General features: G+C 61.1%; 11 protein-coding genes. 8 read left to right on the top strand and 3 right to left on the bottom strand.

Annotated elements, in window-relative coordinates; translation table 11 throughout:
• Nucleotides 1-416: 416 nt before the first annotated feature.
• Nucleotides 417-695: an HU family DNA-binding protein gene (locus tag WCA85_RS12420; protein WP_122152956.1), complete on the top strand. Its 279-nt coding sequence runs from the start codon at nt 417-419 to the stop codon at nt 693-695.
• An 85-nt stretch (nt 696-780) separates the two neighbouring features.
• On the opposite strand, the gene WCA85_RS12415 is transcribed toward WCA85_RS12420, so the two are convergent.
• Together WCA85_RS12415 and WCA85_RS12410 are read right to left on the bottom strand one after the other, a co-directional pair.
• Complete coding sequence (locus WCA85_RS12415; protein WP_424064221.1) at nt 781-2,076, bottom strand: GTP-binding protein; 1,296 nt, start codon at nt 2,074-2,076, stop codon at nt 781-783.
• A 132-nt stretch (nt 2,077-2,208) separates the two neighbouring features.
• Nucleotides 2,209-2,655 carry a lytic transglycosylase domain-containing protein gene (locus WCA85_RS12410; RefSeq protein WP_424064219.1) on the bottom strand — a complete coding sequence of 149 codons (447 nt, stop codon included), beginning with the start codon at nt 2,653-2,655 and terminating at the stop codon, nt 2,209-2,211.
• Nucleotides 2,656-3,194: 539 nt separating this feature from the next.
• Between WCA85_RS12410 and gspD the strand changes: the two genes are divergently transcribed.
• Genes gspD through gspF form a run of 3 tightly spaced genes read left to right on the top strand, consistent with a single transcriptional unit; the run spans nt 3,195 to nt 8,300 of the window.
• On the top strand, nt 3,195-5,519 hold the full coding sequence (gene gspD / locus WCA85_RS12405; protein WP_424064217.1) for a type II secretion system secretin GspD: 2,325 nt from the start codon (nt 3,195-3,197) through the stop codon (nt 5,517-5,519).
• Entirely contained in the window at nt 5,516-7,078 is a 1,563-nt protein-coding gene (gene gspE, locus WCA85_RS12400; protein WP_424064216.1) for a type II secretion system ATPase GspE, read from the top strand. Before gspD ends, gspE begins: the two co-directional genes overlap by 4 nt.
• 4 nt (nt 7,079-7,082) lie before the next feature.
• A complete protein-coding gene (gspF, locus tag WCA85_RS12395; RefSeq protein ID WP_424064214.1) occupies nt 7,083-8,300 on the top strand; it encodes a type II secretion system inner membrane protein GspF in 1,218 nt (405 codons plus the stop codon).
• A gap of 113 nt (nt 8,301-8,413) precedes the next feature.
• On the opposite strand, the gene WCA85_RS12390 is transcribed toward gspF, so the two are convergent.
• Complete coding sequence (locus tag WCA85_RS12390) at nt 8,414-8,827, bottom strand: type II secretion system protein N (RefSeq protein ID WP_424064212.1); 414 nt, start codon at nt 8,825-8,827, stop codon at nt 8,414-8,416.
• 179 nt (nt 8,828-9,006) lie between these two features.
• Here WCA85_RS12390 and gspG point away from each other — a divergent pair, with 179 nt between their 5' ends.
• From gspG to WCA85_RS12370, 4 genes are all read left to right on the top strand, one after another.
• Complete coding sequence (gene gspG / locus WCA85_RS12385) at nt 9,007-9,471, top strand: type II secretion system major pseudopilin GspG (RefSeq protein WP_424064211.1); 465 nt, start codon at nt 9,007-9,009, stop codon at nt 9,469-9,471.
• Nucleotides 9,472-9,546: 75 nt separating this feature from the next.
• A complete protein-coding gene (locus WCA85_RS12380) occupies nt 9,547-10,122 on the top strand; it encodes a GspH/FimT family pseudopilin (protein WP_424064209.1) in 576 nt (191 codons plus the stop codon).
• Between the two features lies 1 nt (nt 10,123).
• A complete protein-coding gene (gene gspI, locus WCA85_RS12375; protein WP_424064207.1) occupies nt 10,124-10,543 on the top strand; it encodes a type II secretion system minor pseudopilin GspI in 420 nt (139 codons plus the stop codon).
• On the top strand, nt 10,521-11,198 hold the full coding sequence (locus tag WCA85_RS12370; protein ID WP_424064205.1) for a PulJ/GspJ family protein: 678 nt from the start codon (nt 10,521-10,523) through the stop codon (nt 11,196-11,198). The genes gspI and WCA85_RS12370 overlap by 23 nt, the downstream gene beginning before the upstream one ends.
• Nucleotides 11,199-11,654 lie beyond the last annotated feature (456 nt).

Here is an 11,654-nt window from a genome sequence, read left to right as displayed (position 1 = left end):
CAAACGGGCCAACAAGTAGTCAGCAAGCGACAACGAGCCGGTCGCCAACCAGGCGCGATTCGGCCAGACAGCACGCCAGACAAGGCGTTGAGCGTTGGCAAAAACCAACGCCAGCCTCATGTAAAGCCCTGGTTAGGTGACCGCTTCGACTTCAGAAATAACAAAAATCGTAAATTCATGGCTGACTGGGGCAACCACCGCGTATTTCTTGGAAACCCTTATCCAGATTGGGTTTGCGCTGCGCTATCATAGCAAGCGCCGCGAAGGGAAGCGGCAGCACGGCCGTCATGCAGCGAACTGCCAGACGCGTTTGCCCGCAGTGCTCCGAAGCCGTTGCTGCTCGACGGCGCGGCCCGCGCACGTATAATCGGCGCGTTCGCGCTGTTCGTGTCAACCTAAACCAGAAAGGAACCTTAATGAACAAACAGGAACTGATCGACGCCGTCGCAGGTCAGACGGGCGCCAGCAAGGCTCAAACCGGCGAAACGCTGGATACGTTGCTCGAAGTGATCAAGAAAGCTGTGTCCAAGGGTGATGCTGTCCAGCTGATCGGTTTTGGTAGCTTCGGTTCGGGCAAGCGGGCAGCACGTACTGGCCGTAACCCGAAGACCGGCGAGACCATCAAGATCCCGGCAGCGAAGACCGTCAAGTTCACGGCAGGCAAGGCGTTCAAGGACTCGGTCAACAAGCGCTAAGCAGATTGCTGCCTGGTTGTTGACACCCGCCACAGGCGGGTTTTTTTTCGCCCGCAGTTCAGCGGGCGGGATCGTTGGTAGCTCCTCAGTGATGGTGATGATCGTGGAGGATTTCACCGTCGCCATGATCGTGATCATCTTCCGCATCGAGATCCCACGCCGGGAACGGGTCGTTAAAGTGCAGCCATGCTTGCGGTCCCAACGCATACTCGTCATCGTTCAACAGACATGCATCGAACTTCGCGCGCCATACGGAAGGATCGATGTCGATGCCAATCATCACCAGCTCCTGACGCCGGTCACCAACGCTGAAGTCGTCCGCGGCGCCGTACCAGTCAGCAGCAATTTCCGCAGTGAGTTCATCGTCACCGTCGGGCCATTCGCTGCGGTCCTGTGCAGCCCACCACATGCCTGCTGGACCATGACGGCAAGCGCCGCCCGCTTGCGATAGCGAGCCGGCAATGTCGTTGCGCGTGGCGAGCCAGAAGAAGCCTTTGCTGCGAAGTACACCTTGCCATTCCTGATGCAGCAACGCCCATAGACGTTCGGGATGAAACGGCCGGCGTGCGCGGTACACGAAGTTACCGATACCGAACTCGTCAGCCTCACCATGATGATCGTGGCCGTGCTCATGGTGGTGATCATCATGCAGCGATGCGAGCCAGCCAGGCGCGCTCGCGGCTTCGTCGAAATCGAAGCGGTTGGTGTCGAGCACCTCATCGAGCGGTACCACACCGAAGCGGCTCACGACTTGCACAGCGCGCGGATTGATGCGCGCGAGGATGCGCTGCAAACGAGTGAGGTCGGACTCGGTGACGAGATCCGCCTTGTTCACGACGAGTACATCGCAAAACTCAATCTGTTCGATCAGCAGTTCAACCAGCGTGCGATCGTCCTCTTCGCTCGCGGCGATGCCTCGCTCGGCGAGCGCATCCGCTGAACCGTAGTCGCGCAGGAAGTTAAACGCATCGACGACCGTGACCATCGTGTCGAGTCGGGCGACTTCGGAAAGCGACATACCGTCGTCGTCGACGAAGGTGAAAGTCTCGGCAATCGGCATCGGCTCCGCGATACCGGTGGACTCGATCAGGATCGCATCGAAGCGCCCTTCTCCGGCAAGACGCTTGATCTCGGTCAACAGATCGTCGCGCAGCGTGCAGCAGATGCAGCCATTCGACATCTCGACGAGTTGCTCCTCGACATGCGACAGCGCGGCGGCGTCGCGCACCAGGCTCGCATCGATATTGACTGCGGCCAGATCGTTGACGATCACAGCCACGCGCAAGCCGGCGCGGTTGGCGAGGATATGGTTCAGGAGCGTGGTCTTGCCGGCGCCCAGAAAACCGGAGAGCACGGTGACGGGTAGTGTCGGCTGGTTCATCGCAGTACGGAAACACAAGAAGATTAGGAGGCGTGCCGGGCGCAACGCGTGTAGCAAGGCCAACGGCAGCACGAAGCCGCATTGTGCATCAAACCTGCGGCGAGCGCCGGGGCGAACGTCTGGGGGCGAGGATTAGCGAGAGGCGGTCAGAAGCTTCCACTTCTGCAGGATAGCCACAATTTGCCGGGCATACTGGTCTCGTAGCGTGGGCGTTTCCGAATGGTAGGCGCCGACCGCTTGCCACGTATTGCCATACTTGTTCATCTGCTGACGCAAATGCCACGCGGCGATGTAGACGTTCTTGCACGGTTCCATCAGCGTGCTGGTGGAAATACCGTATTGCGCGAGGACTGGCAGGTGGACCGAGTTGATCTGCATCAGGCCATAGTCGGTCGAGCCGTTGGCGTTTTTGTGCAGCGCGTCGGGGCGGTTATGCGACTCCTGCCATGCGATCGCGCGCAAGATAAGCGGGTTGACCTTCTGGTACTGAGCCGCCGCGTCGAAACAATCGGCGCGCGCCTGCCCCGCTGCAAGCAGCGTAGCAATTACCGCAACGACAGTGACGAGGGTTCGTTTCATCGGTCAAGACGACTAAACAAAAACTGCACAAACCGCGAAAGTAAGATGCCGTAAGGCACTCCGGCAGGCGCAAGCGTGAACCATAAAACGGCTGCAAGCCCGCCAACACAAAGATCATGTCGGACATCGGGGAAAACCCGCGTGAGCGAGCGGCTTCCAGGTCAGCTAACGGCTCGTATCATACCGGCAGACATTTGATCGTCAAGTTCGCTAACAGACATAAGCGCGAAGATAAACGAGCAAAAACAAGGTGCTCGCGAATTTTAGCCGGGGCTTACGAAAGCTTTCAAATCTTTAACAATTTGTGAATTTAATTAGAGTAATCGCACCCAAGCCGTTGTTTTGTGACAAATCGGACATGAAAAACTGTTACTGTTCATTTTTTTCGGACATAGGCTGGACGGTACTCGGGCTAACCGACACCTCTGCAGGTGCCAGCAGACCGAGGGGCCAGCTGGTGCGCACTTATGTCCGCTGCGCTTGACAGTCGACCGCGTTGGCGGTCGGCATCGACATCACATTCCATGAGAAGAAATCGTATGGCATTGCGTCGCGTCGCAACGGCGCTGCTGGTGGCTGGACTGATCACCTCGCAGATTGCACAAGCCCAGGTGACACTCAACTTCGTCAACGCCGACATCGATCAGGTGGCCAAGGCGATTGGCGCTGCGACCGGCAAGACGATCATCGTCGACCCGCGCGTGAAGGGTCAGTTGAACCTCGTCTCCGAGAACCCGGTTCCTGAAGATCAGGCGCTGAAGACCTTGCAGTCCGCGTTGCGGATGCAGGGTTTTTCGCTCGTGCAGGATCACGGCGTGCTCAAGGTCGTGCCTGAGGCTGACGCCAAGCTGCAGGGCGTGCCCACGTATGTGGGCAACGCGCCGGTAGCGCGTGGCGACCAGGTGATCACCCAGGTGTTCCAGCTGAGAAACGAGTCGGCCAATAACGTGCTGCCGATACTGCGTCCGCTGATCTCGCCGAACAACACGGTGGCGGCGTACCCGGCGAACAATACGATCGTCGTCACGGACTACGCCGACAACGTGCGGCGCATTGCCCAGATCATCGCGGGCATCGACACGGCGGCGGGCCAGCAGGTTCGGGTTGTCCCGCTGCGCAATGCCAATGCACTCGACATCGCACCACAACTGACGAAGATGCTTGACCCGGGCGCGATCGGCGCCACTGACGCCACATTGAAGGTCTCCGTCACCGCCGACCCGCGCACCAACTCGCTGTTGATACGCGCTTCGAATGCCGCGCGTCTCGCTTCGGCGGTTCAGCTTGCGCAGCAACTCGACGGGCCGACTAGCATGCCAGGTAACATGCACGTCGTGCCGCTACGCAACGCAGACGCGACCACGCTCGCCAAGACCCTGCGTGGGATGCTTGGCAAAGGCGGTGGCGACACCGGTTCGTCGTCCGGTTCGAATGAAGCGAATTCGTTCAACCAGAACGGCGGTTTTTCTTCCGGCGGCAACAATTCGACTGGCGCATCGGGCACGCCGCCGCTGCCGTCCGGCGGACTTGGAAGTAGTTCGACGTCCTCGCCATTGGGCGGCAGTAGCGGTGGAGGAGGATACGGCTCGAGTGGCGGTTCCGGTTCTAGCGAACTGCTTGGCAGCGACAAGAGCAAGGGCGACGACAACCAGGGCGGCGGCATGATCCAGGCCGACGCCGCGACGAACTCGTTGATCATCACAGCGGCCGAACCGGTGTATCGGAATCTGCGAGCAGTGATCGATCAGCTCGACGCACGGCGAGCGCAGATCTATCTTGAAGCGCTGATTGTCGAGTTGAACTCGAACACCGATGCCAATCTCGGCATTCAGTGGCAGGTTGCGAGCAGTTCAGTCTACGCCGGCACCAACCTCGCGGCCGGTACGGGCAACAGCATCGTCAATCTGACGGCAGCGGCAGCGGCCGCTGGAACCGGCGGTCTTGCAGGTGCACTCGGCGCCTCAAGTCTTCAGCAAGGCCTGAACGTTGGCTGGGTGCGCAACATTTTCGGTGTCCAGGGACTCGGCGCGCTGCTGCAAGCGTTGTCTCAGACCGCCGATGCGAATGTGCTGTCAACGCCTAGCCTTATCACGCTCGACAACGAGGAAGCCAAAATCGTCGTCGGCACAAACGTGCCGATTCAGACGGGTTCGTACTCGAACCTCACGAGCGGCACGACGAGCGCAGCGTTCAATACCTATGATCGTGTCGACGTGGGTCTGACACTGCACATCAAACCGCAGATCACGGACGGTGGGATTCTCAAGCTGCAGCTTTACACCGAAGACTCGGCGATTGTGAACGGCACGACCAACGTGACGACCAATCCGGCCGGCCCGGAGTTCACCAAGCGCTCGATCCAGTCGACGGTGCTCGCGGATAACGGCGAAATCATTGTGCTGGGCGGCTTGATGCAGGACAACTACCAGGTCAGCGACAGCAAGGTGCCGTTGCTGGGCGATATCCCTTGGCTCGGCCAGTTGTTCCGGTCCGAACAGAAAACCCGCAGCAAGACTAACCTGATGGTGTTCCTGCGCCCGGTAATCATTAACGATAACAACACGGCGCAGGCCGTGACGGCGAACCGCTACGATTACATCCAGGGTGTGCAGGGTGCGTACAAGACCGACAACAACATCGTGAAGGACAACGACGATCCGGTGATGCCGCCGATGCCGATTGGCCCGAGCCAGGGCGGCTCGCCTGCGATGAACCTGTTCGATCTCGACCGCATGCGCCGTACGCAAGTAGCGCCGCCGGGGTCAGTGCCTGTTCCCGCTTCCGCGCCCGCGACGAACGGCGCGGTTCAGACCAACCCCGTACCGGTGGCGCCTTCCACGGCGGTGCCTGGAGCGCAGCCGTGAACACGCCATCCACGGGAGCGCCTGTTCCAGGAGCGCCTGGGGGCGGTGCTGGGTTTAACCCGATCGGCGACGGTGCGCAGCCTCATAGCGGCGCACCGCTTGAGCGCGTGGCGCCCTCTCCGCTTGCCGCTCGGCTCGTGCCGTACGGCTTTGCGCGCAGCGGGCAGATTCTCGTTGCACATCAGCATGCCGACGGACTGGAAGTCTGGATCAGCGAACGCACCAGCGATGCTGCACTGGCCGAAGTCGCACGCAACTTTGGCGCGCTGACCGTTGTTCGACTCCCCGCCGACGAACTCGCACTGGCGATCAACCAGGCTTACGCGCGCCAGGACGGCAGCGCGGCGCAGGTGGTGGGAGAAGTGGAAGGCGAAGTCGATCTGTCGCGCCTGATGCAGGAGATTCCCGAGGTCGAGGATCTGCTTGAATCGGAAGACGACGCGCCGATCATTCGCATGATCAACGCCCTGCTCACTCAGGCGGCGCGCGAGCAGGCTTCGGATATTCACATCGAGCCGTTTGAGAATGCGTCGGTGGTGCGCTTTCGCGTCGACGGTACGCTACGCGACGTGGTCCGCCCGAAGAAGGCGCTGCACGGCGCGCTGATCTCGCGGATCAAGATCATGGCGCAGCTCGACATCGCCGAGAAACGCTTGCCGCAGGACGGCCGCATCACGTTGCGCGTGGGCGGCCGACCGGTGGATGTGCGGGTGTCCACCTTGCCGACCGGGCACGGGGAACGCGCGGTGCTGCGTCTGCTGGAAAAAGACGCCGCGCGGCTGAATCTCGAAGCGCTTGGCATGGGTGCCGACACGCTAGTCAAATTCGACAAGCTGATTGGACGGCCACACGGCATTGTGCTGGTGACGGGGCCGACCGGTTCGGGCAAGACGACCACGCTGTATGCGTCGATGTCGCGGCTCGAAACGGCGACCACCAACATCATGACGGTCGAAGACCCGATCGAGTATGACCTGTCGGGTATTGGTCAGACGCAGGTCAACGAGCGTATCGGGATGACCTTCGCTCGGGCACTGCGGTCGATTCTGCGGCAGGACCCGGACATCATCATGATCGGCGAAATCCGCGACCTCGAAACCGCGCAGATCGCCGTGCAGGCATCCCTCACCGGCCACCTTGTGTTGGCCACGCTGCACACCAACGACGCAGCTTCCGCCGTGACACGTCTGACCGATATGGGCGTGGAGCCGTACCTGCTCGCTTCGTCGTTGCTAGGCGTGTTGGCGCAGCGGCTGGTGCGGCGCCTGTGTCCGGTCTGCCGCGAACAACGTACCGATGCCGAAGGCCATGTGCAATGGCATCCGGTCGGCTGCGAAAAATGCGGCCACTCTGGTTATGCCGGACGCCGCGGAGTCTACGAGCTGCTGTTGATCGACGATGAGATTCGTACGCTGGTTCACCGCAATGCGGCCGACTCGGAAATCCTCACGGCGGGGCGCGCGCAGGGTATGCGCACCTTGCGCGAGGACGCCGACCGCTGGCTCGAATCAGGACTGACGTCCCTCGAAGAAGTGATCCGCGTGACGGGCGGAGTGTAAGCGCATGCCAGCCTTCCGTTTCGAAGCGATCGATGCAGCCGGCAAAGCGCAAAAAGGTGTGCTCGACGCCGACAGCGCGCGGGGTGCCCGCACCAATCTGCGCGGCCAGGGGCTGACTCCGTTGCTGGTGGAGCCGGCATCGACGCGCATGCGCGGCGAACGCAACCAGCGGCTGTCGCTTGGGCGCCGCTTGTCACAGCGGGAACAGGCGATTCTCACGCGCCAGCTGGCTAGTCTGCTGATTGCCGGGTTACCGCTCGACGAAGCGCTCGCCGTACTGACGGAACAGTCCGAGCGCGATTACATCCGCGAGCTAATGGCGTCGATCCGCGCCGAAGTGCTCGGTGGTCATTCGCTGGCGAATGCCCTGCAACAACATCCGCGTGATTTTCCGGAGATCTACCGGGCGCTGGTCGCCGCCGGCGAACACACGGGCAAACTGGGTCTCGTGCTGTCGCGCCTCGCCGACTACATCGAACAGCGCAACGCCCTAAAGCAGAAGATCGTGCTGGCGTTCACCTATCCGACCATCGTCACGATCATCGCGTTCGGCATCGTCACGTTTTTGCTGAGCTATGTAGTGCCGCAAGTGGTGAACGTGTTCGCCACCTCCAAACAGCAGTTACCGTTCCTCACCATCATGATGATGGCGCTGTCCGGTTTCGTGCGGAAATGGTGGTGGGCGGTGCTGATCGCTGTCGCGCTGCTGGCGTGGATGGTGAGATCAATTCTGGCCCAGCCAGGGCCGCGTCTTGCCTTTGACCGGTGGCTGCTCACCGCCCCGCTGCTCGGCAAGCTCGTGCGTGGCTATAACACGGTGCGCTTTGCGAGCACGCTCGGCATTCTGACGGCAGCTGGTGTGCCGATCCTGCGTGCCTTGCAGGCAGCGAGCGAAACACTCAGCAACCGTGCGATGCGCGACAACATCGACGACGCGATTGTGCGCGTGCGCGAAGGCACATCGCTCTCGCGAGCGCTGGGTAATACGAAGACATTTCCGCCGGTGCTGGTGCACCTGATCCGCTCAGGCGAAGCGACCGGCGACGTGACGACGATGCTCGACCGTGCCGCCGAAGGTGAAGCGAATGAACTGGAACGGCGCACGATGTTCCTGACGAGCCTGCTCGAGCCGTTGCTGATTCTGGCGATGGGTGGTGTGGTGCTGGTGATCGTGCTGGCAGTGATGATGCCGATTATCGAGTTGAACAACCTGGTGCAGTGAGAGGTGCCGGAAAGTGCTGGGGCCGCGTCCTGAGCGGTGCTAGACGCCGCGTTTCTCGCTGATCGCGGCGAGCATCAAGACTACCGCGATGGCGTTCAGCGCGGCTAACAGGCTCAGCGTACGTAGATGGTCGGGGCGGCGGTGTTAGCAGGCAGGAATATTTCCGAGCGGACGCCGTTGCGGTCGATGATGATTGAGCGCGGGCGCACTTCGGAGAGCTTGGCGCCCTGCATGATGGTGCTGCCGAGCGCCACAGCGTGTGGCGGCTCGCCGCCGGTGCTGACGATGGCGGCCGCGCCTTCCTGCAATGCCAGAATGCCGAACAGATGCACGTCCTGGTTCGCGCTGCGCTGCAACTGGCCGCCGAACAGCGTAGCCGCTTGCTCGACCGAAACCGGCGCGCGTACGGCGGCAGCCGGCAACGGTGCGCCCGACATCGACGTGAGCGTGACGATCCAGTAGGTGAGCGTCGCGCAGAACACGGCGAACAGCGCGAGCGACAGAAGGCGAATTTGGATGGCGTTCATGCGCATCATTGTACGGACTATTGCGAAATTTGCGTTGGTGAAAGCGCCCTTGGCGTTTTCTCGCAACCCTTCAACTGCATGACATTAAAATGACCGAACGGGCGTGTTAAAACGCGCACGGATCACCGCAGGCAGGATGCCCGCCGGAAACAGAATCTTTTGAAAAGAGGTAGCAAGCTATGCAAATGTGGACCACCCGCCGTACTGAAATTACGGGCCTGCGCGGCCGTCGTCAACGGGGTTTCACGCTGATCGAAGTGATGGTCGTGATCGCGATTCTCGGCATTCTGGCCGCGCTGATCGTGCCCAAGATCATGAGCCGTCCGGATGAAGCGCGGCGCGTCGCCGCGAAGCAGGACATCGGCACGATCATGCAGGGGCTGAAACTCTACCGTCTCGACAACGGCCGTTACCCGACCCAGGAACAGGGTCTGCACGCACTGGTCGAAAAGCCGACGACGGATCCGGTGCCGACGAACTGGAAGGACGGCGGCTATCTCGAGCGCTTGCCGAACGATCCGTGGGGCAATGGGTATCAGTATCTGAACCCCGGCGTGCATGGCGAGATCGATGTGTTTAGTTATGGAGCCGACGGCAAACCGGGCGGCGAAGGCAACGATGCCGACATAGGCTCGTGGGAGTGACCCGTTGAGCATTTGCGCCTGCTCGCACTGATTGCATCCCTGGCAGCCCTCGCACCCTTGTTCCACGCTCGCATCATGCGTAAGTCCGATTGCCTGGTTCGTGTTTCCATCCCGCGTGCGGCGCTGATGCCGCGCGCGTCGGGCGATGACGCGCGTCGGCCATGTCCGGAAGCGACGCGTGCAGGCGGTCGTGGGCTTCAACGTGCGAAAGGCTTTACGTTGCTGGAGATGCTGGTGGTGCTGGTGATTGCCGGGATGCTGGTTGGGCTTGCGTCATTGTCCATGACGCGCAATCCGCGCACGGATCTGAACGAGGAAGCTCAACGCGTCGCGCTGCTGTTTGAATCAGCCGGTGATGAAGCGCAGGTGCGAGCGCGCCCGATCGCATGGCAACCCATTGATGACGGTTTTCGTTTCGATATGCACACCGACGACGGCTGGCGTCCGTTGCGTGATGATCTGCTTGGCGCGCGGCGGTGGGAAGGTGGCGTGACGAGTGTCGAGATCAGTTATCCGGGCTCGGATGTGCATCCCTCGCGGGTGGTGTTTGGCACTGAAAGTATCGACGCGCCGGTGCAAGTCACACTGTTTTCTGCCGCAGGTCAGGCGACGATTGTTGGAACTGGCAATGGCCGCTACGAGGTGCGTTGAGATGGTCAGCGGAAGCGGATCTGTTTGCCGCGCGCCAGGGCGCCGGGTGGTGCAGCGCGGTTTTACGATGATTGAAGTGCTGGTGGCGCTGGCGATCATCGCGGTGGCGCTGGCGGCGTCGCTGCGAGCGGTCGGCAGTCTGGCGAATAGTGAACTGGAACTGCATCAGCGCTTGCTGGCGGGCTGGAGTGCTGATAACGCGCTGGCCCAATTGAAGCTTACGCGTAGCTGGCCCGAAGTGGGATCGAACAGTTTCGATTGCTCGCAGGGCAATCTGCAGTTGATTTGTACGGAGCGTGTGACGGCGACGCCGAATCCCGTGTTTCGTCGCGTTGAAGTGTTGGTGACGACACCGGGCCGCGCCGGCAATCTTGCCCAGATGGTGACGGTGGTGGCGAATGAAACGAGCCGGTCGCTGTGAGCGCGGCGGCCGCCGGCCGCAGCGTGGTTTTACGCTGATTGAGTTGCTGGTCGCGATTGCGATTCTAGCGGTGATTGCCGTGCTGTCGTGGCGGGGGCTGGACCAGATCATCCGTGGACGGCAGACCATTACGAATGCGATGGAAGACGAGCGGGTGTTTGCGCAGTTATTCGACCAGATGCGCATCGATGCACGGCATGCTGCGACGGACGACGAGTCGGGTCAGCCTGCGGTCTCGGTGAGGGGCAATGTGTTGCAGATTGTGCGCGAACTGGACCTACCGGGTGCGGCGCCCCGTCTGGAGGTGGTGCGGTACCGGGTGTCCGATGGACGCGTGATTCGCTACGCTTCGCCGCCGCTGGGTAATGTGCGCGAGTTGCAGGGTGCGCTGCGGGGTGGCGAAGGAGACGACTGGAGTGCGGTGCCGTTGATGGGTGGAGTGGGGTCGATCGATGCGCGGCTTTATGTGCCGAAGGTGGGCTGGACGACGCAGATGAAGGATGTGCAGTCGGCGATTACGCAGAACGACAATAATCTCAAGGTGCCGCAGTTGGGGAATGCGCCTTTGCCAAGGTCGGTGACTGGGCTTGAGGTTATTGTTGGGGCGACTTCTTTGGCTAGGCCTGTTACGCGGGTTTTTCTCGTCGGGGAGTAAAGGGATGTTCCTTGTTTTACTACCTCTGGTTTTTGCCTGTGGCGCTGGTTTCTTGCGTGGTTTGGTTTTTGTCTTTTCTTGCGTTCTTGTTGGGTTGTTGGTGGCGCTTCGTTTTGGTTGGCTTACGGGGTTGGCCTTTCCTTGTTTTGCTGTTGGTTTATTTGCGTTGCCCCTGTGCGGGGCAGCACTCACTTTCTTTGTCCCCCAAGGGGACTTCCTTCGGGGCGCGGCCGCAAAGAAAGTAAGCAAAGAAAGCGGCTTCACACCGCTAGCGTTTAGGTGTCCCCCACTCGACGTAACCCGGAGTGGTCCGAAAACGAGTTCTTCCCTCGCACAACTCGCCTTAGTGACAAAGCACTCATCCGCTCCAGCGTCGCGCTACGCGCCCCGCCGTTGGGCACAGCACCTGCTCCACACGTTGGCCGGAGGCACGCGCACCGCGCCGCCGCTCCGCGG

The organism is Paraburkholderia sp. (assembly GCF_049581445.1).
Classification (GTDB): Bacteria; Pseudomonadota; Gammaproteobacteria; order Burkholderiales; family Burkholderiaceae; genus Paraburkholderia.
This window is presented reverse-complemented; position numbering and strand designations above follow the sequence as displayed.

Coding starts and splice junctions, on each gene's coding strand:
- WCA85_RS12380 (WP_424064209.1), top strand. CDS start 9,547: ATGCGTAAGTCCGATTGCCTGGTTCGTGTTTCCATCCCGCGTGCGGCG.
- gspD (WP_424064217.1), top strand. CDS start 3,195: ATGGCATTGCGTCGCGTCGCAACGGCGCTGCTGGTGGCTGGACTGATC.
- WCA85_RS12420 (WP_122152956.1), top strand. CDS start 417: ATGAACAAACAGGAACTGATCGACGCCGTCGCAGGTCAGACGGGCGCC.
- gspI (WP_424064207.1), top strand. CDS start 10,124: ATGGTCAGCGGAAGCGGATCTGTTTGCCGCGCGCCAGGGCGCCGGGTG.
- WCA85_RS12410 (WP_424064219.1), bottom strand. CDS start 2,655: ATGAAACGAACCCTCGTCACTGTCGTTGCGGTAATTGCTACGCTGCTT.
- gspF (WP_424064214.1), top strand. CDS start 7,083: ATGCCAGCCTTCCGTTTCGAAGCGATCGATGCAGCCGGCAAAGCGCAA.
- WCA85_RS12415 (WP_424064221.1), bottom strand. CDS start 2,076: ATGAACCAGCCGACACTACCCGTCACCGTGCTCTCCGGTTTTCTGGGC.
- WCA85_RS12390 (WP_424064212.1), bottom strand. CDS start 8,827: ATGAACGCCATCCAAATTCGCCTTCTGTCGCTCGCGCTGTTCGCCGTG.
- gspG (WP_424064211.1), top strand. CDS start 9,007: ATGCAAATGTGGACCACCCGCCGTACTGAAATTACGGGCCTGCGCGGC.
- WCA85_RS12370 (WP_424064205.1), top strand. CDS start 10,521: ATGAAACGAGCCGGTCGCTGTGAGCGCGGCGGCCGCCGGCCGCAGCGT.